Annotated in this window: 18 protein-coding genes; 14 read left to right on the forward strand and 4 right to left on the reverse strand. The window is 67.5% G+C overall.

Annotation, left to right across the window (positions count from 1 at the left end; all coding sequences use genetic code 11):
• Positions 1-162: 162 nt before the first annotated feature.
• The 9 genes from Q0P60_RS19965 (at position 163) to Q0P60_RS20005 (ending at position 10,568) form a co-directional block, all read left to right on the forward strand.
• On the forward strand, positions 163-666 hold the full coding sequence (locus Q0P60_RS19965; protein WP_294997345.1) for an RNA polymerase sigma factor: 504 nt from the start codon (positions 163-165) through the stop codon (positions 664-666).
• 82 nt (positions 667-748) lie between these two features.
• Positions 749-1,705 carry a FecR domain-containing protein gene (locus Q0P60_RS19970; protein ID WP_294997346.1) on the forward strand — a complete coding sequence of 319 codons (957 nt, stop codon included), beginning with the start codon at positions 749-751 and terminating at the stop codon, positions 1,703-1,705.
• 182 nt (positions 1,706-1,887) lie between these two features.
• Entirely contained in the window at positions 1,888-5,010 is a 3,123-nt protein-coding gene (locus tag Q0P60_RS19975) for a TonB-dependent receptor (protein ID WP_294997347.1), read from the forward strand.
• 53 nt (positions 5,011-5,063) lie between these two features.
• Complete coding sequence (locus Q0P60_RS19980) at positions 5,064-5,828, forward strand: Slam-dependent surface lipoprotein (RefSeq protein WP_053449902.1); 765 nt, start codon at positions 5,064-5,066, stop codon at positions 5,826-5,828.
• A gap of 90 nt (positions 5,829-5,918) precedes the next feature.
• The gene (locus Q0P60_RS19985; RefSeq protein WP_294997348.1) at positions 5,919-7,373 is read left to right on the forward strand and encodes a surface lipoprotein assembly modifier; all 1,455 of its coding nucleotides are present in this window, start codon (positions 5,919-5,921) and stop codon (positions 7,371-7,373) included.
• A gap of 148 nt (positions 7,374-7,521) precedes the next feature.
• Complete coding sequence (locus Q0P60_RS19990) at positions 7,522-7,926, forward strand: response regulator (RefSeq protein ID WP_294997361.1); 405 nt, start codon at positions 7,522-7,524, stop codon at positions 7,924-7,926.
• Positions 7,927-7,935: 9 nt separating this feature from the next.
• A complete protein-coding gene (locus tag Q0P60_RS19995) occupies positions 7,936-9,522 on the forward strand; it encodes a PAS domain-containing protein (protein WP_294997349.1) in 1,587 nt (528 codons plus the stop codon).
• A 71-nt stretch (positions 9,523-9,593) separates the two neighbouring features.
• Positions 9,594-9,935 carry a type II toxin-antitoxin system prevent-host-death family antitoxin gene (locus Q0P60_RS20000; protein WP_294997350.1) on the forward strand — a complete coding sequence of 114 codons (342 nt, stop codon included), beginning with the start codon at positions 9,594-9,596 and terminating at the stop codon, positions 9,933-9,935.
• Positions 9,936-9,938: 3 nt separating this feature from the next.
• Positions 9,939-10,568, forward strand: coding sequence for an AAA family ATPase (locus tag Q0P60_RS20005; RefSeq protein WP_294997351.1), 630 nt, complete (start codon positions 9,939-9,941; stop codon positions 10,566-10,568).
• Positions 10,569-10,622: 54 nt separating this feature from the next.
• Here the strand turns inward: Q0P60_RS20005 and proP are convergent, their stop codons facing one another.
• Positions 10,623-12,110: a glycine betaine/L-proline transporter ProP gene (proP, locus tag Q0P60_RS20010; protein WP_294997352.1), complete on the reverse strand. Its 1,488-nt coding sequence runs from the start codon at positions 12,108-12,110 to the stop codon at positions 10,623-10,625.
• Positions 12,111-12,690: 580 nt separating this feature from the next.
• On the opposite strand from proP, the gene Q0P60_RS20015 reads away from it, so the two are divergent.
• Entirely contained in the window at positions 12,691-13,107 is a 417-nt protein-coding gene (locus Q0P60_RS20015) for a host attachment family protein (RefSeq protein WP_294997353.1), read from the forward strand.
• A gap of 109 nt (positions 13,108-13,216) precedes the next feature.
• Here the strand turns inward: Q0P60_RS20015 and Q0P60_RS20020 are convergent, their stop codons facing one another.
• Positions 13,217-13,810 carry an NUDIX hydrolase gene (locus tag Q0P60_RS20020; protein ID WP_294997354.1) on the reverse strand — a complete coding sequence of 198 codons (594 nt, stop codon included), beginning with the start codon at positions 13,808-13,810 and terminating at the stop codon, positions 13,217-13,219.
• A 175-nt stretch (positions 13,811-13,985) separates the two neighbouring features.
• Between Q0P60_RS20020 and Q0P60_RS20025 the strand changes: the two genes are divergently transcribed.
• Positions 13,986-16,337, forward strand: coding sequence for a GH92 family glycosyl hydrolase (locus Q0P60_RS20025; RefSeq protein ID WP_294997355.1), 2,352 nt, complete (start codon positions 13,986-13,988; stop codon positions 16,335-16,337).
• A gap of 102 nt (positions 16,338-16,439) precedes the next feature.
• Here the strand turns inward: Q0P60_RS20025 and Q0P60_RS20030 are convergent, their stop codons facing one another.
• Complete coding sequence (locus tag Q0P60_RS20030; RefSeq protein WP_294997356.1) at positions 16,440-17,819, reverse strand: sensor histidine kinase; 1,380 nt, start codon at positions 17,817-17,819, stop codon at positions 16,440-16,442.
• Positions 17,812-18,486 (reverse strand): response regulator, encoded by a 675-nt coding sequence (locus tag Q0P60_RS20035; RefSeq protein ID WP_294997357.1) that lies wholly within the window; start codon positions 18,484-18,486, stop codon positions 17,812-17,814. The genes Q0P60_RS20030 and Q0P60_RS20035 overlap by 8 nt, the downstream gene beginning before the upstream one ends.
• Positions 18,487-18,548: 62 nt before the next feature.
• On the opposite strand from Q0P60_RS20035, the gene Q0P60_RS20040 reads away from it, so the two are divergent.
• Genes Q0P60_RS20040 through Q0P60_RS20050 form a run of 3 tightly spaced genes read left to right on the forward strand, consistent with a single transcriptional unit; the run spans position 18,549 to position 24,039 of the window.
• Positions 18,549-19,796: a TolC family protein gene (locus Q0P60_RS20040; protein ID WP_294997358.1), complete on the forward strand. Its 1,248-nt coding sequence runs from the start codon at positions 18,549-18,551 to the stop codon at positions 19,794-19,796.
• A complete protein-coding gene (locus Q0P60_RS20045) occupies positions 19,793-20,965 on the forward strand; it encodes an efflux RND transporter periplasmic adaptor subunit (protein WP_294997359.1) in 1,173 nt (390 codons plus the stop codon). Before Q0P60_RS20040 ends, Q0P60_RS20045 begins: the two co-directional genes overlap by 4 nt.
• A complete protein-coding gene (locus Q0P60_RS20050; protein ID WP_294997360.1) occupies positions 20,962-24,039 on the forward strand; it encodes a CusA/CzcA family heavy metal efflux RND transporter in 3,078 nt (1,025 codons plus the stop codon). The genes Q0P60_RS20045 and Q0P60_RS20050 overlap by 4 nt, the downstream gene beginning before the upstream one ends.
• Positions 24,040-24,144: the final 105 nt, after the last annotated feature.

Raw genomic sequence — 24,144 nt, forward strand, 5'->3', positions numbered from 1 at the left:
GCTCCCATCCACGCGTGGCGTGGATCGAGCGCGTGGTGCTCCCATCCACGCGTGGCGTGGATCTACTGGAGCTGTGCTTGCCGCGCATCGCCATGCAGCCCACAATCCAGCTCCGGACCGTCGCCATCACGCCCATCATTCCCCGGTCCGGCCTTGGCACCTATGTCTCCCAATGCCCTGGCGCTGGTCGAGCTGCTGATCCGCGAGCGCCGTGCGTTGTCTCGCTTCATCGCACGCTACCTTGACCCCGCCAGTACCGAGGACACCCTGCAGAACCTGTACCTGAAGGCCAGCAGCGTGCCCGGTGATCCCCCCATCCTGGAGCCGCGCGGTTATCTGTACCGCATGGCGTACCACCATGCGCTCAACCGCAGCCAGGCCGATGCGCGCGAGCGGCGGGCGATGGCCGAGTACGCCGTTGATGCGGCCGAGGCCCGCCACGAGGGCGAGGCGCAGGCGCTGGACCAGGCTCAGCTGCGCGAGGTCACCCGGACCATCCTCGCGCTGCCGGCACAGGTGCGCGAGTGCTTCGTACTCAACCGCTACCTGGGCCTGAGTGAGCGCGAGATCGCGGTCCGGCTGGGCATTTCCAAAAGCCTGGTCGGCAAGCATGTGCTGCGTGCTGCAGTGGTGATCCAGCAGCATCAGCAGGGAGCCCGCCGATGAACGGCGATTGCCGTGGGCAGATCGCGCCCGCCATTGTCTCAACAGGAAAGCGCACCGGTTGCCGGTGCGGCAGGCCACAACCATGACCATGTCCGAACCCTCGCCGCGTCAGGCCAGGCAGGCGTTGCGCTGGGTGATCCGGTGCCATGCAGGCCCGCTGCCCGAACGCCAGAAACAGATCCTGCAGCGCTGGCTGCGGGCCGATCCGCGTCATGCGCTGGCCTGGCACCGGCAGCAGGCCTTCTGGCAGGGGCTGGATGCCGCCGGCCCCGACGTGCTGGCCGCGCTGCCCGAGGTGACGGCTGATCGCCAAGGGCTGCGCCCGATCACGCCGCGCCGCCGCCTGCCGTGGCTGCTGGCCAGTGCTGCCGCAGTGGTGCTGATGGTTGCCGCTGCCCCGCACGCGCTGCTGCTCGCGCGTAGTGACCTGCGCAGCAGCGATGCGCCGCGTGTGGTGCAGCTGGACGATGGCAGCACCGCCGTACTCGACGCTGGTACCGCACTGGCGATCGCGTTCGATGGCCAGCAGCGCCACCTGCGCCTGCTGCGCGGCCAGGCCTGGTTCCAGGTGGCGCACGAGGCTCGCCCGTTCCAGGTCGAGGCGGCCGGCGGCGTGGTCCGCGACATCGGCACCGCCTTCAGTGTGTCGATGCAGGGCACCACGGTCAGCACCCAGGTCAGCGAGGGGGAAGTGGAGGTGCGGCCGGGCGATGGCAGCGTGCAGCGGCTGCAGGCCGGGCAGGCACGCGTGTTCCGTGACGGCCGCTGGCTGCAGCCATTGCAGCAGGACGATCCCGAGGCGATCGCGCCATGGCGCCGTGGCGAGGTGGTGATCGACGATCAGCCGGCCGCGCAGGCCATCGCCGACCTGGCGCGCTACCGCCGCGCCCCGGTCTGGGTCCTGGCGGGGCAGGGCGCAGGTGTGCGGGTCAGCGGCCTGTTCCACCTGCAGCAGCCGGAAGCCGCGATCGATGCGGTGGCCGCACAGGCCGGATTGCGGGTGCAGCGCCTGCCCGGCGGCGCGATGGTGTTGTGGTGAGCAGTCCGTTGTCGAGGGCAGACCAGGCCACATGAAAAAAACATGAAAAAACCGTGGGCATTCTTTGCCGCCCACGGTCTATAGAGGTATAGCCAGAGCGAAACACCGTTTTTCCTCAAGCCAGACACGCCACCGGCACCCGATGTGCCGCTGGTTCCGCCCCGCTTGAGGAGTTCCCGTCCATGCCGTCCACGGCATCCGCCTGTCATCGTCGCGTCACCCTGCTGGCCCTGGCCATTTCCACCGCATTGCTGCCGCTGGCCTGGGTGCCGGCCGTGCAGGCGCAGGCGACGATCGTCGCGCCGCCGCGCCAGTACGCCATCCCGGAACAGCCGTTGGCGGATGCGGTGCGCGCCTTTGGCCGCCAAGCCGACGTGCAGGTGGTGTTCCGCAGCGACCTGGTGGACGGCCGCCGCTCCAGCGCGGTGAGTGGCGAGTACAGCCAGATGCAGGCCCTGCAGCAGCTGCTGCGGGGCAGCGGCGTGCGCGCGCAACGCGGGATGGATGGCACCTGGAGCCTGCGGGCTGCAGCGGAGGCGGGAGAGGGGGAAGGGGTGCGGGTGACCGAGACGCTGGACGTGGCCGGTCGCCTGCAGTCGGAAGGGGGCGAGGCCCGCGATCGGCGCGGCTACGATGATGTGTTCGCGCTGGACCTGACCACGGCGTATTCGGGGCGCGACCGGGTGGAGCGCTACCGCGGCTCCAACCCGGCCGACGTGGTCAAGGATCTGGTCGGCGTGTTCAGCGGCGATGCGCGCAACAGCGGCGCGCTGGACATCAACATCCGCGGCATCCAGGGGCCGGGGCGGGTGCCGGTCAGCATCGACGGTGGCGAACAGGCGCTCACGGTCTGGCGTGGCTATAACGGCGTCAGCAACCGCAACTACATCGATCCCAACCTGATTGGTGGCATCCAGGTCATCAAGGGGCCAGGGCTGGTGCGCGATGTGCACAGCGGGATCGGTGGCGCGCTGGTGATCAAGACCATCGACGTCGACGACATTGTTGCTGCCGGCGAGCGCTTCGGCGGGGAGCTGAAGATCGAAGGCAGCAGCAATGCGGTGGCGCCACGCCTGCCGCGCCTGCATACCGGCGAGGATTACCGCACCGTGCCGGGCTTCCCGCAGGGCTCACCGAACTCGCCCTATGACGACCGCACCCTGGTGGTGCCGGTGAAGTCACGCAGCGGCAACAACCCCTTTGATGGCGAGGACCAGGCCTGGCGGCTGGCGCTGGGCGTGCGCGGGGACAACGTCGACCTGATGGCCGCCTACGCCTGGCGCAAGCGCGGCAACTACTTCTCCGGGACCCAGGGCAGCGCGTACTACGACCAGGACCGGCGCGAGCAGTTCGAGTACCAGGGCATCGACTACATCACCACGCTGGCGCGCTACTTCAAGCCCGGCAATGAAGTGCCCAATACCTCCAGTGAACAGGAGTCCTGGCTGGTCAAGGGCAGCTGGCAGATCAACGACGACCAGCAGTTGAAGGCGACCTGGCGGCGCACACTGTCGCATTATGGCGAGATCATGCCGTCGCGCATCCTGTCGGCGCCGGACTATGGGCGGATCCAGTGGCCGCTCAGCCGGGTCGCGTCCGATGCCTGGAACCTGGAATACCGCTGGCAGCCGGCCGGCAGCCGCTGGCTGGACCTGTATGCCAACCTGTGGCGTACCGAGACCGACAGCGATACCTACACCGCCGGTGGTTTCCCGAACTTCGCGGTGGGTAATCCGGCGTGGAATCCGGACGCCAGCCCGATCCTGCGCAACACCGCGCTGGCCAACGCGCGCAACGACCGTACCGGCCTGATCCTGAGCAACCGTTTCGCACTGCATTCTTCTCTGGACCTGACCGTGGGCGGGAACTGGCAGTACGAGAAGCTTGGCTCGAGCGATCCGTACTTCGGTACCACCGATGGCTGGCGCATGTTCCCGCGTGCCGGGCGTCGCCAGGAGGGTGAAGGCTACCTCACCCTGGAGTGGCGTCCGGTCGACTTCCTCACCCTCAACGCCGGCGTGCGCTACAGCCGCTACTGGGCCTTCGATGACTTCCTGGAAGCGCATCCCGAGCTGCTGACCAAGGGCGTAGGTGGCAAGGAAGCGCATTACACCGTGAACGAGGTGCTGCCCCGCCCGGCGGACCTGCAGTCACGCATCGATGCACTGGAAGCGCGTCGCGCCGTCTGGGAAAAGCGGGGCATGGGCTGGTTCATCGACCAGAGCATCCGCAACCTGCTGGCGCCGTACGAAACACCACGCCCGGTCCCACATACCCGGCCCTGGCTGCCTGATGCCGATGGCAACTACACGCGCGCAGGCAACCCCTGCCTCAATGGCGAAGTAGCGGCCATTCCCAACGTGCAGCCGGTGTTTGCCGGCAGCGACCAGGTCTGCAACATCGGTAATACCGTGCAGTCACGGCCGGTGGATGGACGCAACAGCCGCCGGCGCGACCATGCCTGGCTGCCGACCTTCTCGGCCACCGCGCACCTGTCCCCGGCTGCCCGGGCCTATGTCCGCTACAGCGAAGCGGTGCGGTTTCCAAGCATGTTCGAAAGCACCATTGCCTTCTCCGGCAGCCTCAATCCGTTGTATGCGCTCAAGCCCGAGCACGCCTACAACTACGAGATCGGCTACGTGCACAACCTGTCGGCCCTGTTCGGCAACACCGCCGATGCCGACGTCAAGCTGGCGTACTACGTGCACAAGACCCGTGACGTGATCGAGCGCGATGGCAACTTCCTGTTCGACAACATCGACAAGCAGACCATCCGAGGCATCGAGCTGCAGGCGCGCTTCGACAATCGACGTTTCTTCACCGATCTGGGCATCACCCGCACGCTGGAAAACGAGGTGTGTGACGAGAGTTCCGCGGTGCTGTTGGATGCGAACCGCGGCCTGGTCCCGAACTGCGTGCAGGACGGTTTCGTCGGTGGCTACCTGCTGACCCAGGCCATTCCCAAACTATCGATCAACTGGTCGCTGGGCACGCGCCTGTTCGATGAGCGCCTGGAACTGGGCAGCCGCATCGTGCACTACCAGCGGCACGAAAACCCCGATCTGCAGGCCTACCGTGATCGCCTGCTGAGCGGTGGCAGCGGCCTGCTCTGGCAGAACGTGCCGTTCACTTGGGGAAACATCACCACCGTTGATGCCTATGCGCGCTGGCGCTTCAACGAGCATGCCAGCGTCGAACTGGTCGGCAGCAACCTGGGCAACCGCTACTACGTCGATCCGGCCACGCGGTCCACGCTGCCGGCCCCGGGTCGCACCCTGAAGCTTGGCGTCACCGCGCGCTTCTGATCTCCCACCTTCAAGCGTTGTACCCGTAGTTCCCTCAACCAAGGAGCAATACCATGAAAATGATCTCCCGTTCGGTTCTCGCCGTTGCCGCCTCGCTGGCCCTGGTCGGTGCCGCGCATGCTGCTGATATCGTGGGTGCCGCCAGTGCCAAGACCGATGCCGAGCTGTATGTGGCGGTTGGCGAATCGCAGGTCAATGGCGGCCCGCACCGCGCTGGCAAGGCCGGTATCGGTGTCGGCACCGTGTCCCAGGCCAAGCCGGTGGACTTCCAGGGCCTGAGCGCCTACTCCGCACCCACCACCGTCAATGGCGTGACGGTACGTACCCTGGCCATGCCGATCACCGGCGCACCGGGCAGCCACGCCGGCATGGGCCACTTCAACTTCGTCAAGGTCGGCAGTGGCGATGTCTGGTTCGGCGAATGGTCCAAGGATGGCGCCGCTGGTGGCTTCAACAACCGCCAGGTCTACTTTGTCGGTGACCGCGCCGGCACCACGCTGCCCGCCGGCGTGGCGTCCTACACCGTGGCTGGCCTGAACAAGTTCAACGGCAGCAACCTGCTGAGCGGCACCTTCGACGCTGACTTCGGTGCCGGTACCCTGGATGGTGCACTGTCCGGCAATGGCCTGAACCTGGCCATCGTTGCCAACATCAACAGTGCCGATGCTTCGTTCGCCGGTTCGGCCAACGTCAATGGCAGCGTCAACGGCACCACCCAGGGCCAGTTCTTCGGCGCCAACGCCGCCACCCTGGCCGGCATCGCTACCTTCGCCGGCAACAGCCAGTACGACACCGCCTTCGGCGGCAGCAAGAACTGATTGCCATGCCCCTGACGGGGCAGGGCAGGGACAAGCCGCGATCCGCCAGTCCCTGCTTCGGCCCGCTGCATGCATCACCACGGATCGACCATGCGCCATCCCATCTTTCTATTCGTCCTGCTGTTGGCTGCGGCCAATGTGCGCGCCCAGCAGGATGATCTTCGTCGTGTGCTGGAGCAGGGCAGCGAGCTGCGCCACCAGCAGCAGGACCAGCAGCGCCTGCGGCAGGCCGAGTCGGAGCGGCCGACCATCACCATCGATGGCCAGACCCTGCGCGTGGAGCGCACGGTCGACGATCTGGGCCAAGCGCTCTACCTGTCGCTGCAGCATCAGCAATGGGGAGCCGCGCAACGCTTCCTGGACGAATACATCGAACTGCCCGGCCACGACCCGTTGCTGCGCCACTACGCGCAGGGTGGCTTGGCGCGGGTGGCCGGCAATCACCACCGTGCGGCCAACGAATACGAGGCGCTGCTGGAGGCACAACCGGATTTCCTCCCGGCCCGCCTTGAACTTGCGCGTGTCTATGCAGAGGACCAGCGCGATCGAGATGCCGTTGCATTGTTCACGGCCATCGCGGGTGGCATCAGTGCCGACGACCCCGCCACCGCAGGTGTGCGCGGACGGGTGGACGCCTACCTGGCTGCGCTGCAGGCACGCAGGCGCTGGAAAGGAGCGCTGGCAGCCGGCCCGGCATGGAGCGACAACATCAACCGCAGCTCGGCCAGCCGAACCTGCCTGTTCGGGGTGGGCGACACCTGCATCATCCAGCGCAATCTTCCCGATGCTCAGCGCGCCATGGGCCTGGACTACGACGGCAACCTCGAACGTCGCTGGGCACTGCGCGGACACCATGGCGTCTATGTGCGCGGGCTTGCATTCGGACAGGCATGGCGCGGGCACAGCGGTTACAACGAGCTCAATGCGAGCGTGCAGGCGGGCTACAGCTGGCGTAGTGCACGGCATACCCTGCAGATCGCGCCGAGCTATGACTACCAGGGCCTGGGTAACCGGGCCCTGCAGGGTAGCAGCGGGCTGCATGGCGAATGGCAATATGCGCTGGACGCGCGCAGCCTGCTCAAGCTGGAGGCCGACTGGAAGCGCCAGCGCTATCGCCAGCGCGGCCTGGCCAGCAATTATGACGGTGAGCTGGTCGCCGTGTATGCCACCTGGTTCCGTGCGCTCAACCCGCGCTGGACCCTCTTTGCTGGGCTGGACCTGAGTGACAGCCGTGCCGGCAACCCGGCCAACGGTTACCGTCAACGTGGCCTGCGCCTGGGGGCGGCACGCCAGTGGACGGGGACCACCGCCACCGTGTTCGTGTCGTTGCGCGAGCGCGACTACGACGCGTGGAGCCCGCTGCTGGAGGCGCGGCGCGAAGACAGCGAACAGAACCTGATCGCCATCGTGCGTAGTGAACGGCTCGCGGTGGCGGGGCTGGTGCCGAGCCTGAGCCTGCGCTATGCACGCATCGACAGCACTGTTGGCTGGTTGTACAGCCACGACCGCAGCCTGCTCAGCCTGAAGTGGGAGCGCGCCTTCTGATACCGGCACGCAGCGGTCTCGCATGGCGATGGCGTGAATGCGGCACCGCCGCGCGCCTCATCGATCATCACGCGCTCTTGTAGCCCGGTTCGCGCATCCTGCGGGCGTTGCGGCAGAGCTGGGCCGCGTGCATCGAGGAGTGCAGGGCGTGCTGGAAGCGGGTAACCAACCGGAGGGCCTGAAAGGGCTGCGGGTGCTGGTGGCGGAAGATGAATTCGCCATCGCGATGTTCCTGGTCGACTATCTGGAGCTGAAAGGCGCACAGGTGGTGGGGCCGGCCGGTGATCTGCAGGCGCTGGGACAGCTGGTGGATTCGCATCCCATCGATGTGGCGTTGCTGGATATCAACCTGGGGGGCGAACAGGTCTATCCGTTGGCCGATCGGCTGGCACAGGCCGGCACGCCGTTCCTGCTGACCTCCGGCTACGACGACAACCTGCCCAGTCGTTTCGCCACGGCGCCACGCTGCACCAAGCCCTATCACATCGAAGCCCTGGTCCAGCAGCTGGCCGGGCTGGTGGCGACGCCGCAGGCCCCTGCGGGCATCGCCTGATCGCGCCGGATGGTGCGCCGTCTCGAAGCGATCGAGGCCGCTGACCTGCGCAGGTCGAGGCCGCCGGTTGTGGGAGTGCATGCACGCCACGATGGCATGGCGGCACGCATCGCCCGCCACGACTGGTCCGCCACGCCGCTGGGCGCCATGCAGCAATGGCCCCCCCATCTGCGCGCCACCGTGGACCTGATGCTTGCGCACGGCTTCCCGATGATCGTGCTGTGGGGCGAACAGCTGGTGCAGCTGTACAACGACGGCTATGCCGAGATCCTGGCCGACAAGCACCCGGGCGGGCTTGGACAACCGACCCGCGAATGCTGGCCCGAGGTGTGGCATATCAATGGCCCGCTCTACACCCGGGTCTGGCAGGGCGAGACGCTTACCTTCGAAGACAAGCGGTTTCCGTTGGCCCGGCATGGCCGGCTGGAAGACATCTGGTTCACCATCACCTACAGCCCGATCCGCGCCGAGGAAGGGCGCATCAGCGGTGTACTGGTGACCATGTTCGAGACCACCGCCGCGCACGTGGCGCAGGCGGCGCGCGAGCGCGAGGAGCTGCGCCGGCGCGAGAGCGAGCGTCGCCTCGAGCTGGCCTTCAAGATGCTGCCGGTGGGCCTGTGCATCGTCGATCTGGAAGGGCGCATGCTGTTGTCCAACGATCAGATGCGGGGCTACCTGCCGACCGGCAAGGTGCCTTCGAGCGATGAAGCCAACCAGCATCGCTGGCGTGGCTGGCACCCGGATGGCAGCCCGATCGGGCCGGAGGACTTCGCCATCGCGCGCGCGATGCGTGGCGAGACGGTGGTGCCGGGCCTGGAGTTCCAGTATCTGCATGACGATGGGCGCGCGCGCTGGACGCGGGTTGCGGCCGCGCCACTGCGCGATGCCGATGGCGAGGTGAGCGGGGTGTTCGCCATCGCCGTGGACATCGACGATCTCAAGCGCGCTGCCGAGCTCCAGTCAGTACTGCTGGCCGAACTGCAGCATCGTGTGCGCAACATCATGTCGACCATCCACGCCATCGCCTGGCGGACCCGGGTGTCGGTCAGCAGCGTCGATGAGTACGCTGAGCGGCTGTGCGGGCGGCTGATGTCCCTGGCGCGTACACAGAGCCTGTTGACCCGCGGCGCCAACGCGGGGGTCTGCCTGCGCGGCATGCTCGATGAGGAGATCGCGGCGCAGGCGCCGGCGGCCGGCGTCTATCGCCTGCAGGGGGAAGACGTGCTGCTGCCGCCGAAGGCGGCCGAGGTGCTGTCGCTGGCCATCCATGAGCTGGCCAGCAATGCGCTCCGGCATGGTGCGCTGACCCACGAGGATGGGCAGATCGAGGTGTCGTGGCACCTGCAGGTGCAGGACGGGCAACCCTGGCTGGGCCTGCACTGGTGCGAGCGCCATGCCGAGGTACAGGCGTGGGAATTGCCGCGCCAGCGCGGCCTCGGCCGGGCGGCCATCGAGCAGCGCGTGCCCTACGAACTGGCCGGCAGTGGCGAACTGCGCTTTGGTCCACGGGGCCTGGATGCCTGGATCCGCTTCCCGCTGCGCGAGCGCGACAGCCTGCTGCAGACCGATGCGCCGCAGGCCGGGCCCGATCGCTGATCGGGCATTTATCCCCAATTTGGCCAAATTGGGTATAGTGGCCCCAGTCCCCCACTGCCCGGAGCCATGCCATGACCCTGCCGCTGGATCTGCCTGGCCTTGAAAAGGCCCCGGCCTCGTCGGTGAAGACCCGCGGCTGGCCCAGCCTGATGCGGACCGTGCGCGAGAAACAGGCGCTGGTCATCACCAACCACAATCACCCGGAAGCGGTGATCGTGGACATCCGCACCTACCAGGAACTGCTGGCCAAGGCCGCTGGCGGCGATGCCGGTGAGCGCAGCGAGGAACTGCTGCGCCTGCGCAGCGAATTCGACCAGACCCTGGCCAGCCTGCAACACGGGCAGGGACTGGGCACGGTGCTGGGCCAGCCGATCCGGCGTGGCCGCAAGGTCACCCTCGGCCGTCCGCTCTGACCGATGGGGCGGATCCTGGTGCTGGCCGGCGTCAATGGTGCCGGCAAGAGTTCGCTGCTGGGCACCTGGCTGGAGGCCGAAGGGCTGGGCTGGTTCAACCCCGATTCGTTCACCCGTCGCCTGGTGGAGGCCGGCTGGCCGCTGCCCGAGGCCAATGCCGAGGCCTGGCAGGAGGGCACGCGGCGCCTGCGCAAGGCGATGGCCGACGGCACCGACTTCGCCTTCGAGACCACGCTGGGTGGCAACAGCATTCCGCGACTGCTGCGTGAGGCCTGCGCGCATCATCACGTTGCGATCTGGTTCTGCGGCCTGGCTGACGTCGAACTGCATATCGCCCGCGTGGCGGCGCGGGTAGCGGCCGGCGGCCATGACATTCCGGTGGACAAGATCCTCGCCCGCTTCGATTCGGCGCGCGAGAACCTGCTGGCACTGCTGCCGTACCTGGCCGAGCTGCATGTCTACGACAACAGCGCGCCGGCCGATGCCGACGGCTGCGTTGAACCGATGCCGGTACTGGCGATGGCGCAGGGCCAGCTGCAGTACCCGGTCTCGGTGGCGGAACTGCTGCACACCCCGGACTGGGCCAAGCCGATCGTGATGCGCGCGATGGAATTGAACGCCACGCGCGATTGAGCGCGGCTACGCCGTAGAGCCGAGCCGATACCCGGCTCTACGTCGCACCCGGCATCAGGCCGGCTTCACCTGTTCCGGCTCGGCGGCGTCCGGCAGCGGCGGCAGGGCCGGGTCCACCGTCACCGGCACATCGCTCTTCAACAGTGCCGCGGCTTCCTTGTCACTGCCGACCGCCGGCGGTGAACCGCGCAGCGGCAAGCCGGCGGTTTCCTTGACGAACAGCATGGTGACCAGGCCGATCACCGCCGCGCCCATCAGGTAGTAGGCCGGCACCAGGGGGTCGCCGGTGCGCTCGACCAGCCATGCGGTAACCAGCGGCGTGGTGCCACCAAACAGCGATACCGAGACGTTGAAGGCGATCGACAGGGCGCTGTAGCGTACCGGCGTGTAGAACAACGCTGGCAGGGTGGACGGCATCGAGCTGGTGAAGCACACCAGCGCCAGGCCCAGCAGCATCAGGCCGAGGAAGATCATCCAGTCGTTGCCGCTGCCAACCAGCAGCAGGCAGGGGATCGCCAGTACCAGCAGCGCGATGCACGCACCGATGATCATCGGGCGGCGGCCCAGCTTGTCACTGAACAGACCGCCGACCACGTTCAACGGCATCATCACCAGCATCACGATGATGATCAGCAGCAGGCCCTTGCTCTCGGCATAGCCCATGGTGACGCTGAGGTAGCTGGGCATGTAGGTCAGCAGCATGTAATCGGTGACGTTGAACACCAGCACCAGGCCCATGCACACCAGCAGCTGGCGACCGTGCACCTGGAACAGCGCGCCCAGTCCGGGACGGTCGTGCTCGCGCTTTTCTGCTTCCTCGGCGAAGGCGCGGAACGCCGGGGTCTCCTCCAGTTTCATGCGCATGTACAGGCCGAGCAGGCCCAGTGGGCCGGCCACCAGGAACGGGATGCGCCAGCCCCACTCCAGCATCTGCTCGCTGCTCAGCAGCATGTGCAGCGCCGTGACCGTGCCGGCGCCCGCGATGTAGCCGCCCAGGGTGCCGAACTCCAGCCAGCTTCCCATCAGGCCGCGATTGCGGTCGGTGGAGTATTCGGCGATGAAGGTGGCGGCGCCGCCATACTCGCCGCCGGTGGAGAAGCCCTGCACCACGCGTGCGAGCAGCAGCAGCACCGGTGCCCAGATGCCGATGCGTTCGTAGGAAGGAATCAGGCCGATGGCAAAGGTACCCAGCGCCATCAGGATCATGGTGAACGCCAGCACTTTCTGGCGGCCGTAGCGGTCACCCAGTGGCCCGAACACCAACCCACCCAGCGGCCGCACCAGGAACGCCACGGTGAAGGTGGCGAAGGCCGCGATCACCTGTGCGGTGGGATTGCTGGACGGAAAGAACACCTGTCCGATGGTGACGGCAAGATAGCCGTAGACACCGAAGTCGAACCACTCCATGGCATTGCCGAGTGCGGCGGCGCCGACGGCGCGCTTGAGCATGGGCTTGTCGACGACGGTGATCTCATCGACCTTCAGGTGGCGGCGGCGTTTGAACCAGCCGAAATGGGCATGTGCCTCGGGCGTGTCCTGCATGGGGGCTCCCTTGTGGGTGGGGAATGGGCGAATGGGCGGTGTGATGTGTCCCGGAAATCGGAAACGGCGACGCTGGCGCAGCAGGCGCAGAAGCGTCGATGGGGGGGGCAGGGCGCTGCGAAACGCGCGCAGACGCAAGGCGGTGCGCACGCCCTGTCACCGCCGCAAGGCGGAAGCGCAGCAATGGGATCACGGCAGCCGCGATGTCAGCAGGCGGGTGTCACAGCCGTGTGGGGGATGCAGGCGGCGGGCCTGCGGGCGTCATCCGCCGGGATCCAGCGCGAGGCGATGGAAATGCGGGGCGGGAGCATTCGTGGCAAGCGAAGCGCCGGTCGGCAGTGCTTTCCACGTAACAGGTGCTCCCGTCACGTAGTGGGTCGTGTCGATCATCCGTTCATCATAACGGCATCGGCGTGAGCATGCAGCGAAGCGCGCCGATCTGCACGCTGTGTTCCATTGCGCCTGTTCATTGCGGTGAAGCGATGGATCGCACGATGACATGCGTTGAACGAACTCTGGCCGCGCCGCTCACGCATGCCTGTCTACGCTGCGGGTGAACGCAACCGAGAAGGAACATCGCATGACCCGTCGCATTCCCGAAGGCACCCTCATCATCGTCGCCGATGGCGGTTCGGCCCGCGTGTTCACCAACGTAGGCAACGAACAGCAGCTGGCCTTGAAGCAGGATGGCGAGCTCCGCCTGCAGGACGTCAGCGAGCAGGGTGTCTCCGGCCAGGGACCGTCGGGCGCGGTGCCGAAGGACATGTCGATCTCGCAGCTCAATGAAGCGACCTTCGCCAAGCAGGTCGCCGAGCAACTCAACGAGGACGCGTTGAACAATCGCTACTCGCATCTGGTGCTGGTGGCAGACCCGACGACGCTGGGGCGCATTCGGCCGCTGCTGCACAAGGAGACCCAGGCGCGCCTGCTCGGTGATATCGCCAAGGACCTGACCAACGCGCCGCTGGCCGATATCCAGAAGGCATTGGCGGCGTAGGGAAGTCGATCGATCCACTGCAGCGCGAGCCACTGCACGGCCATCGCGCGCAGCGCACCGTTCCGGCGCCGGGCAGGGCGGCGCCGACGCCAGGCCGTCGGCGTTGGCCTCAGCGCAACGGGTAGAACGGTTCGATCAGCCGGGTGCCCGTTGCCTCGTCGCCCTTGAATGACAATTCGAAGGCTCCGCCCCACAACGTCCCGGGATGGTCGAGCACCTGCAGGGTCTCCATGCGCAGGGCCTGCATTGCGATCAATGCGGCAGCCTCATCGCGGCTGGCCCAGCGGTATTGCTTGTCGCTGGTGTTTGCGGGCGGCTGCCCGCCGCGTAGCGTGGCGCGGTAGTGCTGGCGGAACGACACCGCGTCGTGGCCGGGATCCGGCGGGTCTTCGTTGAAACGATAGCTGTAGATGGCGGCCAGGGTCATCGGCGAGGTCTGCACGCCGAGATCGGATGAGAGCTGCTGCAGCGCCTGCTGGATGCTCTGCTTGCGGTTGGCGCGCACCGCCGGTGTCATCCAGCCGCTGCGGTTGTGTTCCAGCAGCAGCCGGCCCTGATCGTCAATGACCAGCAGGCGCAGGATGGTGTAGTCGTCCTGCGCCGCACGTGTGGCGGTGGCTGCGGCAATGGGTTCCCCGTGGGCGGCCAATGCGGTGCCCAACAGGCTTCCGATCACGATCCATCGCGCCGCGCCGCTGCTCATGCTTGCTGTCCCGGAGGTGGGTGCAGGGGATGTAGCGCCGGGCCCAGCCCGGTCACGGTTTCGAGTGTAGCGCCGAGGCATGTCCGGCTGCGCGTGGGCGGGCCTGCAACTGCACTGCAACATGCGGCGCAGCAGGCCCGGTGCTAGCATCCGGCTACCGCCTGAATCGATCCAAATGCCGATGCCCACGCTGGACCGTCGCCTCCTGATCGCCGTCGCCGCCACTGCCATGCTCGCTTCCGGTGCCGCCCTGGCCGCTTCCTCCAACGCTGCTGCCGAACGTGCCTATGCATCGGTCGATCCGTTCATCGGCACCGGGGGTGAGGGGCATACCTATCCCGGTGCCACCGTGCCGTTCGGCATGGTCCAGCTCAGCCCGGATACGCGTATCCAGCCACGCGAGAAGGCGTATGGCTGGGCGGCCGGTTACCGCTACGACGACAGCAGTATCGTCGGCTTCTCGCATACGCATTTTTCCGGCACCGGTCATTCGGACCTTGGTGACATCCTGCTGATGCCGTTCACCGGAAACCCCGGCCTGGAACGCGGCAATCCCGAAGTGCCGCGCAGCGGGTACGCCTCGCGCTTCCGCCACGACGAAGAGAAGGCCGAGCCGGGCTACTACGCGGTCACCCTGGATGATTACAAGGTGCGGGCGGAACTGACCGCGAGCCCGCGCGTGGGCGTGCATCGCTACGCCTTCCCCAGGGGCGCCGATGCCAAGGTGCTGCTGGACATGCGTACCAGCATGTACGACTACCCCGGCAAGGTGTTGTGGTCGCGGGTACGGGTGCGCGCCGATGGCACGGTGACCGGCTTCCGCGAAACCCGCGGCTGGGCGCCTGGCCGCCAGCTGTACTTCGCGATGCGTTTTTCGCGGCCGCTGTCCGGACATGAACTGCACAGCACCGAACAGGACATTGCCTACAAGGGCTTCCCGCCGCCAGGCGAAAAGGATCCCGCGCAGCGCGCACAGATCGAGGGCCGGCAGCTGGTCGGCACCTTCACCTTCGGCAAGCTGGACGCGCCGCTCGTGGTCAAGGTCGCGCTTTCGCCGGTCAGCGAAGCTGGGGCCATTGCCAATCTTGACGCGGAGGTGGCCGATTTCGATTTCGACCGTGTGCGTGCGCAGGCCCGGCAGGAATGGACGCAGGCGCTGTCGGTGCTCGAGATCGATGCGCCCGCGCATGCACGTCGCAGCGCCTATACCGCGCTGTACCACACGATGCTGGGGCCAACGCTGTTCATGGACGCCGACGGCCAGTACCGGGGCCCGGATAATGCCGTGCACCAGGCCAGAGGCTATACCCACTATTCCACGTTCTCGTTGTGGGATACCTACCGGGCGCTGCATCCCTTGCTGACCCTGGTGCAGCCGGAGAAGCGCAACAGCGACTTCATCAATTCCATGCTGGCCCACCATGAGCACAGCCCCTACGGCATGTTGCCGGTGTGGTCGTTCCACGGTCTCGAAGACTGGTGCATGATCGGCTACCACGCGGTGCCGGTCATCGCCGATGCCTACGTCAAGGGCATCCGGGGGTTCGACGCCGACAAGGCGCTGAAGGCGATGGTCGAGACCGCCAACTACGGCCCCTACGACGGCATCGCGCAGTACCGCGAGCTGGGATATGTGCCGATCGACGAGGAAGGTGAAGCGGCGAGCAAGACGCTGGAATATGCCTTCGACGACTGGACCATCGCACGCATGGCGCAGGCGATGGGCAAGACCGAGGTTGCAGCGACCTTCGACACGCGCGCCGGCAACTGGCGCAACGCGTTCGACAAGGACACCGGCTTCATGCGCGCGCGCAAACGTGATGGCAGCTTCCGCACGCCGTTCGATCCCAGCGCCAGTGGTTACGGCACCGACTACACCGAAGGCAATGCCTGGCAGTACTCGTGGTACGTGCCGCAGGACGTGGCCGGCCTGGCGGCCGTGCATGGTGGCAGTGACAAGCTGCTTGCGCGCCTGGACGAGGTGTTCAATGCCAAGGTGGATCCTTCGATCTTCGCGCACATGGAAGACATCACCGGGCTGATTGGCTGGTATGCGCATGGCAACGAGCCGAGCCACCACGTGGCGTACCTGTACTCGTATGCAGGCCAGCCATGGCGCACGCAGGCGCGCCTGAAGCAGATCATGGACAGCCAGTACGCCGACCGCCCCGATGGCCTGGCCGGCAACGATGACGTTGGCCAGATGTCGGCGTGGTACGTGTTCACCGCGCTGGGCTTCTACCCGGTGGCACCGGGCTCGGGGGAGTACATCCTCGGCCGTCCGTTCCTGCCGAAGACCGCGATGCGTCTGCCCAACGGCAAAACCTTCACCATCATCGCCGACGGGCTGGATGACCGGCACACCTATGTGGGTAGCGTGAGCCTCAATGGCGCGCCCTTGCAGCGCACGTTCCTGCGCCATGACGAGATCCTGGCCGGTGGCGAACTGCGCTTCAGCATGCAGGCCGAACCGGCCAAGGACTGGCCAGGGCAGGGCGCGCAGGCGCCGTATTCGATGAGCCGGTAACGGCCGGCGGCCTGGACGCCGTAGCGCCGAGCCCATGCTCGGCTCAGGCGTTGCACCAGGAGCAGCCGAGCATCGGCTCGGCGCTACAGGGATCAGGGGCGGCTACTGTGAGCCAAACCGCAGGCCCACCCGCGCACCGCCGCTCGGTGCGGTATCGATCCGCAGCTCCGCGCCGTGCCGCTGCGCGATCTCGGCGACGATGGCCAATCCCAGCCCGCAGCCATCCCCCTCGCTGCTGGCGCGGTAGAAGCGTTCGGTGACGCGGCTACGCTCGGCTTCGGCGATGCCAGCGCCGTCGTCGTCCACCCACACGTCCACACGGCCGGCGGCCTGGGCCAGGCCCAGCGTGATCACGCCCGGTACGGCACCGTAGCGCAGCGCGTTGTCCAGCAGGTTGGCCAACGCCTCGCGCAGCAGCTGCGGTTCCCCCGCGACCTGCACGCCGTGTTCCGGCCCGTCGTACCCCAGGTCCACGCCGGCGGCCAGCGCGCGATCGGCGTAGCGTTCGACCACGCCGCGGGCCAGTGCCGCCAGGTCGACCGGGCGCAGCGGCAGGGCACTGCCGTGCGGATCCTCGGTGCGGCTGAGCATCAGCAGCTGGTTGACCAGGTGCTGCATCCGCGCCAGCCCGGCCAGCGTGCCGGACAGCGCCAGCTGTTGGGCCTGAGGATCGTGCTGGCGCAATGAACTCTCCAGCTCTACCTGCATCGCCGCCAGCGGCGTGCGCAGCTGGTGCGCGGCATTGCTGACGAAGCGGCGCTGGGCCGCCTGCATCGCGTCAAGGCGCTGCAACAGCGCGTTGTAGGCCTGCACTGCCGGCCACAACTCGCGCGGGGCCTCCTGCGCGGGCTGCAGTGGCGCAAGGGGATCCGGCCTTGGGCTGGCCAGGCGGCGTGCAACCTGGTTGGCGTGCCGCGCGGCGGCACCGGTGCCGGACCACGCCAGCCACGCCGCCAGCGCCAGGATCGCGGCCTGGAACGGAATGCTGGTCAGCAGCAGCTTGCGCTCCAGCCGGTGACGCTTGCGCAGTGTTTCGGCCACCCGCAGCCGGATCGCGTGGCCGGGCCCGGCGCTGACCAGCACTTCGACCATGCGTACCGGCTGTCCGCGCAGGCGCGCATCGTAATAGACCGCTTCGTCATCCGTGGCGGCGACCGCGGGGCGCGGCAATGCTTCGGGCAGGTCGCCGTACAGGCGCGCGCCATCGGCATCGACCACCTCGCCATGCACTTCGTCGGCGGTGTCCCAGGTGAACATGCGTGACACCGCCGGGGTGATGTCGATGGAGGCGCGGTCGTCCTGCACCTTCACCAGTTCGGACAGCGACATCGCTGAATCCAGCAGCCAGCGGTCGTAGACCTGGCCGGCATAGAAGCGGGCCAGTGCGAATGAACCCACCGCACTGCATAGCAGCAGCACCAGCAACGGCAGCCACAGGCGGCGCAGCAGCAGGCCATGCAGGCTGTGCACGCGCTCAGTCACCGCCGGCCTCCAGCCGGTAGCCGAGGCCGCGCAGCATGCGGATGCCGACGCCGGCGCGCGCCTGTTCCAGCTTGCGCCGCAGCCGGCTGACGTGCACTTCGATCACCGACAGGTTGGCCTCGTGGTCCCAGCTGTAGAGCGCGTCGAACAGACGCTGCTTGGTGACGGTGCGGCCGGGATGCTGCATCAGCGCCTCGACCAGCGACAGCTCGCGTGCGGTCAGTTCAATGCGCTGGCCGTCCACCTGCACTTCATTGCGGATGCTGTCGAAGCACAGCCGGCCCAAGCGCTTCTGCGCCGGTGCGTCGCTGCGGCGGCGCGACAGCGCACGCAGGCGCGCCTCCAGTTCGCCGAGCGCGAACGGCTTGGCCAGGTAGTCATCGCCGCCGCGGTCGAGGCCGAGAATGCGGTCATCGACGCCGTCGCGTGCGGTCAGGATCAGCACCGGCAGGGTGACGCCGTCGTTGCGCAGGCGCGAAAGCAGGTCCAGCCCGTCCACATCGGGCAATGACAGATCAAGCACCATCACGTCATATGGCGCGCTGGCCAGCGCGGCAGGGGCATGCAACCCGCGCGAAAGGTGGTCGCACAGATGGCCGGCACCCTGCAGGGCACGGATCAGTCCATCGGCCAGGGCGGCGTCGTCTTCGATCAGCAGGATTCGCATTGCAAGCTTCGTGCAAGGTTCGGGCAAGTTTGGCGCAAGTCCGTCACCTTACCGTGACGCGCATGAATTTCTCCCCTCGTATCGCGGCCGTGCTGGCCGCCCTTGTGTGCGCGCCCCCGGTTTCGGCGCTGTCCCTGCAGGATGCCCAGCGTGCGATGGAAGCACACAACCCGGACCTGCGCGCGGCGGCTCTGGAGCTGCGCGGCGTGCAGGGTGATGCGCAGACCGCCGCACTGAGGCCGGCCACCGAGCTGTCGATCGGCACCAGCAAGATCAGCCCCAAGCATGGCATCGGTCCCGGCCGCTGGCAGGACAAGCGGGCGGACAGCACGCTGGGCCTGGGTTGGACCTGGGAGCGCGGCGGCAAGCGGGCGCTGCGCATACGCCAGGCCGACGCACTGCTGCAGGTTGCCGGGCTGGAGATGCTGGATACCCGGCGGCGCCAGCAGGTGGCGCTGCACGAAGCCTATTTCGGCCTGAAGGGCGCACAGGAGCGGGCGCTGATCGCGGCGGCCAATCGCGAGGGCTCGGCCGCGCAGATGGTGGCAGCGGACAAGCAGGTCGCGACCGGGGCGATGGCGCCGGTGGACCGCGCGCGGCTGGCGGTGGACGACCTGGCGGTGGCCGATGCCGCACGCGAAGCGGCGCTGGACCTGCGTGATGCGCGGCATGCGCTGGGCCTGCTGCTCGGCCGCGACGACAGTGAGGGCCTCAGCGCTGATGACCCCTGGCCAGACCCCGCTGCCGCAGCCCCCGTGCGCGTATTCGATGTGCAGCAGCGTGCCGACCTGCGCGCTGCGCATTCGCGCCTGGCCGCCGCCGATGCCGGCGTGGCGCTGGCGCGCAGCGAGCGCCACCGCGACATCCAGCTGGGTGTGGAAGCCGAGCGTGAGCCGACCGACATCAGTGGTGTCACCTGGGGCGTATCGCTGACCATCCCGCTGGGTGGAACGTCACGCACACGCGGGGCCATCCAGCGTGCCGAGGCAGACCGCGATGGCGCTGCACTGGAACTGCAGGTCCTGCAGCGCGAGGCACGGGCCGAACTGGACCAGCTGCAGGCCAGCGCACTGTCTGCCGCACGGCGCCGCAGCGAGTACGAAGGCCTGCAGTCCGATGCTGCACGCAACGCGGTGCAGGGCATCGAGCTGGCCTACCGGCGTGGTGCCGCCAGCCTGACCGATCTGCTGGATGCGCGCCGCAGCTGGCGCGACTTCGAGGCCGCGCTGATCGACGCGCGTGCCGACCATGCCATTGCCCTGGCGCGCTGGGAAGCCGCCACATCCGTTGCCGAAGGAGAATCCCCATGAAGTCCACCGTCGCCCATCGCCTGCGGGCGCGACATGCCGTGCTGCCGGCGCTGCTGGCGCTGTCGCTGTTGAGCGGCTGCGGTCGCGAGCCGGCGTCCTATACCGAGGATGCGCTGCAGGTCAGCGCCGGCCAGATCCAGTTTCCGGCCGACAGCCGCCAGCTGGACGTGCTGCGCAGCGAGGAGGTCAGCGCCGGCGCCAGCGCCAGCCTGCAGCTGCCGGGCAGGGTGGTGTGGGATGAGGCGCGCTCCAGTGCGCTGCGCACGCCGCTGCCGGGCCAGGTGGCGCGCATCGAGGCGCAGCCCGGGCAGAAAGTGAAAGCAGGCCAGGTCATCGCCTGGATCTCCTCGCCCGAGTTCGGCCAGGCCCAGGCCGAGGGCGTACGCGGCCGTGCCGAGCTGCAGCAGGCACGCAAGGAGCTGGATCGCACCCGTGAACTGCACGCAGCGGGTGTCGCCTCGGGCCGCGAGCTGGATGAAGCCGAGGCCAGCTTCGCCGGCAGCCAGGCCGAGCATGCGCGCGCCGCCGCCTTCGCCAGCGCGTATGGCAATGGCGGCCACGTTGACCAGCGCCTGCCGCTGCGTGCGCCGATCGACGGCGTTCTGGTGGAGCGGCGGATGAGCCCGGGCATGTCGGTCAGCCCCGACAGCGAACAGCCGCTGGCGGTGATCGGCGATCCGGATCGCCTGTGGCTGCTTCTGGACATCCCGGAAAGCCTGGCCGGGCGGCTGAAGGCCGGTATGCAGGTCAGCCTGCCGGGGGCCGATGGCCAGGTGCTGCAGGCAACCCTGCAGCATGTGGATGACTTCGTCGACAGCGAGCGCCGCGTCGTGCAGGCGCGCGCGGAGCTGGACAACCGCGCACGCGGTTTCAAGGCGGGACAGTACGTACGGGCACAGGTTGCGCTGCCGGCCGAGGGCGGTGTCTCGGTGCCTGATGCCGCGGTACTGCTGATCGACGGCCGGCAGGTGGTGTTCGTGGAGCAGGGCAGAGGCCGGTTCGTGCGCCATGCCGTGCACGCCGAGGAGCTGGGCGATGGCCGCTTGTGGGTACGCGAGGGCCTCGCCGCGGGTAGTCGGGTGGTGGTCGAAGGTGGCCTGCTGCTGCAGCAGCTGGTCGACAGCGCGCCGGTGGCCGGCGGCACCGGCAAGGGACACGCCGGCCCATGATCGATCGCCTGATTGCCTATTGCCTGCGTCAGCCGCTGATGGTGATGCTGGCGCTGTTGTTGTTCATCGGCGGTGGCATCGCCGCGTTCCGGGTACTGCCGGTGGAAGCCTTCCCGGACGTGTCCGATACCCAGGTGACGGTGGTGTCGCTGCACCCCGGACGGGCCGCCGAGGAGGTGGAGCGTGAGGTGACGATGCCGCTTGAGGTGGCGCTGTCCGGAATCCCGCATTCGGTACGGGTGTTCTCGCACACGCAGTTCGGCCTGTCGATGATCATCCTGACCTTCGATGACAAGGCCGACGATTACTTCGCGCGCCAGCAGGTGCTGGAGCGCCTGCAGGGCGTTGAGCTGCCTGAAGGGGTGACCCCGGAGCTGGAGGCGATGAGCTCGGCGGTGGGCGAGATCTACCGCTATGTACTGAAAGGTCCGCATCTGACCTCGACCCAGCTGCGCACCGTGCAGGAATGGACGATGGAGCGCAGCCTGCGCACGGTGCCCGGGGTGGCCGATGTGATCAGCTTCGGTGGCTTTGCGCGCACGTTCCAGGTCAAGCCGGACCTGGACAAGCTGCGTGATCGCGGCCTCAGCCTCGGCGAGTTTGCCGAGGCCCTCGAGAAGGGCAGCTCGAACGCCGGCGGTGGCTATGTCGAGCGTGGCCAGCAGCAGTTCCTGATCCGTGGCGTTGGCCTGATGCGCACTCCGGCCGATATCGGCAACGTGGTGATGGCGCAGCGCGCAGGCACGCCGATCCTGGTGCGCGACCTGGCCAGCATCGCCGATACCGGCCTGCCGCGGCAGGGGCTGGTGGGCCAGGATGACAACGACGATGCGGTGTTCGGCATGGTGCTGATGCGCAAGGGCGAGAATCCGTCCGACGTGCTCGACGCCCTGCATGCGCGCATCGCCGAGATCGAGGCGAACCAGCTGCCGGCCGGGGTCAGCATCGAGCCGTTCTACGACCGCTCGTGGCTGGTGTCGACCACCTTGAAGACGGTCTTCCGCAACCTGCTGGAAGGCGCCGTGCTGGTATTCCTGGTGCTGTGGCTGTTCCTGTACAACGCCCGTGCCGCGCTGATCGTGGCGGCGATGATGCCGCTGGCGCTGCTGTCGACCTTCCTCGGCCTGCACCTGTGGGGCGTTCCCGCCAATCTGCTGTCGCTGGGGGCGATGGACTTCGGCATCATCATCGACGGCGCAGTGATCGTCACCGAGCACATCGTTTCGAGATTGTCGAAACTGCCGGCCACGGCCGACCGCAGGACCCGCTTCTCGACCATTCTTTCAGCAGCGTCCGAGGTGGGGCGGCCGACCTTCTTCTCGATGCTGATCATCATCGCCGCGCATATCCCGATCTTCACCCTGCAGCGTCAGGAAGGCCGCATGTTCGCACCGATGGCCTACTCGGTGACCTCGGCGCTGATCGGTGCGTTGATCCTGGCGCTGACCGTGGTGCCGCTGTTCTGCTACTGGTGGCTGCGCCGCGATCGCATGCGCGATGGCAATCCGCTGATGGATCGCCTGACCGGCTGGTACCAGCCGGTCCTGGAGCGTGCGCTGGCGCGGCCCCGTGCGGTGGTCCTGACCGCGGTCGCGCTGCTGGTTGGCACGCTGGCACTGGGAACCCGCCTGGGATCGGAGTTCCTGCCCGAGCTGGACGAAGGGTCGATCTGGCTGACCGCCACGCTCGATCCCAGCACCAGCCTTGCCGAGGCGCAGCAGCAGTCGCGGCGCATCCGCGAGCTGGTTGGCAGCTTCCCCCAGGTCTCAACGGTGGTGGCCAAGCTGGGCCGACCGGAAGACGGCTCGGATGCCAAGGGCGCCAATCAGATCGAGGCGCTGGTGGCCTTGAAACCGGAGAAGGACTGGCCGAAGGGCGTGGACAAGCGGCAGCTGGTGAGCGACCTGCAGCGCACGCTGGAGCAGCGTATTCCCGGGCCCGAATTCTCGATCTCGCAGCCGGTGCGCGACAACATCCTGGAGAGCATTTCGCAGATCAAGGGCCAGGTGGTGATCAAGGTGAGCGGCTCGGACCTGGCGGTGCTCAACCAGCATGCACAGGCGATCCTTGCCCAGGTGCGCGGCGTGGACGGGGTGGAAAGCGCCTTTATCGACCGTGATGGTTCGCTGCCGCAGCTGCAGATCGAAATCGACCGCGACCGCGCCGCACGCTACGGGCTCAATGTGCGCGACATCGATGAGGTGATCGAGACCGCGCTGGGCGGGCGCCAGGTTGGCGAGTTGTGGGAGGGGGATCGCCGGTTCCCGATCACGCTGCGGCTGGATGACGCCGACCGCGACCTGCAGCGGCTGCGCACGGTGCCGGTGGGCATCGGTGACGGCCATACGGTGACGCTGTCCGACGTCGCCGACTTCCGCATGGCCAGCGGTGCGATCAACATCTCGCGCGAGAACGCACAGCGGGTGAAGGCGGTCAGCATCTTCATCGCCGGGCGCGACATGGGCAGCGTGGTGGCCGACATGCGCAAGCGCGTGGACGTCAGCGTGCAGTTGCCGGAGGGCTATCGGCTGGAATGGTCCGGCGAGTTCGAGAACCAGCAGCGGGCCATGAAGCGGCTGGGCTGGGTGATTCCGCTGTCGGTACTGATCATCTTCGTGTTGCTGTTCGATGCGTTCAAGGACATCAGCAGCGCGGCGTTGATCCTGGCCAACGTGCCGCTGGCGATGATCGGCGGCATCCTGGCCCTGTGGTTGACCGGTATCCCGCTGTCGGTGTCGGCGGCGATCGGCTTCATCGCCCTGTTCGGGCAAGCGGTATTGAACGGAGTGGTGATGCTCAGCCGCTTCGCACAGCTGCGCGAGCAGGGCATGGACCTGCTGCAGTCGGTGCTGCAGGGCTCCCTGCAGCGCCTGCGGACAGTGCTGATGACCGCGCTGCTGGCGATGTTCGGCCTGTTGCCGATGGCGACCTCGCACGCGATCGGCGCCGAGACGCAGAAGCCGTTGGCGGTGGTGGTGATCGGTGGGCTGCTGTCGGCGATGCTGTTGACCCTGCTGGTGCTGCCGACGCTGTACTACTGGGTACACCGGCGCCGCGAGGCCCGCGCCGGCTGATCGTCTCTGTAGAGCCGAGTACGGGCTCGGCTCTACATTCGAACCACGCTGGATGCAGTAGATCCACGCCATGCGTGGATGCTGTCAGATGGGATGCAGTAGATC

Origin of the sequence: uncultured Stenotrophomonas sp., assembly GCF_945952405.1 — a bacterium.
Taxonomy (GTDB): Bacteria; Pseudomonadota; Gammaproteobacteria; order Xanthomonadales; family Xanthomonadaceae; genus Stenotrophomonas.

Excerpts from the sequence above, each read along its gene's own strand:
- Q0P60_RS19965 (WP_294997345.1), top strand. The coding sequence starts at position 163 with ATGTCTCCCAATGCCCTGGCGCTGGTCGAGCTGCTGATCCGCGAGCGC.
- Q0P60_RS19970 (WP_294997346.1), top strand. The coding sequence starts at position 749 with ATGACCATGTCCGAACCCTCGCCGCGTCAGGCCAGGCAGGCGTTGCGC.
- Q0P60_RS19975 (WP_294997347.1), top strand. The coding sequence starts at position 1,888 with ATGCCGTCCACGGCATCCGCCTGTCATCGTCGCGTCACCCTGCTGGCC.
- Q0P60_RS19980 (WP_053449902.1), top strand. The coding sequence starts at position 5,064 with ATGAAAATGATCTCCCGTTCGGTTCTCGCCGTTGCCGCCTCGCTGGCC.
- Q0P60_RS19985 (WP_294997348.1), top strand. The coding sequence starts at position 5,919 with ATGCGCCATCCCATCTTTCTATTCGTCCTGCTGTTGGCTGCGGCCAAT.
- Q0P60_RS19995 (WP_294997349.1), top strand. The coding sequence starts at position 7,936 with ATGGTGCGCCGTCTCGAAGCGATCGAGGCCGCTGACCTGCGCAGGTCG.
- Q0P60_RS20000 (WP_294997350.1), top strand. The coding sequence starts at position 9,594 with ATGACCCTGCCGCTGGATCTGCCTGGCCTTGAAAAGGCCCCGGCCTCG.
- Q0P60_RS20005 (WP_294997351.1), top strand. The coding sequence starts at position 9,939 with ATGGGGCGGATCCTGGTGCTGGCCGGCGTCAATGGTGCCGGCAAGAGT.
- proP (WP_294997352.1), bottom strand. The coding sequence starts at position 12,110 with ATGCAGGACACGCCCGAGGCACATGCCCATTTCGGCTGGTTCAAACGC.
- Q0P60_RS20015 (WP_294997353.1), top strand. The coding sequence starts at position 12,691 with ATGACCCGTCGCATTCCCGAAGGCACCCTCATCATCGTCGCCGATGGC.
- Q0P60_RS20020 (WP_294997354.1), bottom strand. The coding sequence starts at position 13,810 with ATGAGCAGCGGCGCGGCGCGATGGATCGTGATCGGAAGCCTGTTGGGC.
- Q0P60_RS20025 (WP_294997355.1), top strand. The coding sequence starts at position 13,986 with ATGCCGATGCCCACGCTGGACCGTCGCCTCCTGATCGCCGTCGCCGCC.
- Q0P60_RS20035 (WP_294997357.1), bottom strand. The coding sequence starts at position 18,486 with ATGCGAATCCTGCTGATCGAAGACGACGCCGCCCTGGCCGATGGACTG.
- Q0P60_RS20040 (WP_294997358.1), top strand. The coding sequence starts at position 18,549 with ATGAATTTCTCCCCTCGTATCGCGGCCGTGCTGGCCGCCCTTGTGTGC.
- Q0P60_RS20045 (WP_294997359.1), top strand. The coding sequence starts at position 19,793 with ATGAAGTCCACCGTCGCCCATCGCCTGCGGGCGCGACATGCCGTGCTG.
- Q0P60_RS20050 (WP_294997360.1), top strand. The coding sequence starts at position 20,962 with ATGATCGATCGCCTGATTGCCTATTGCCTGCGTCAGCCGCTGATGGTG.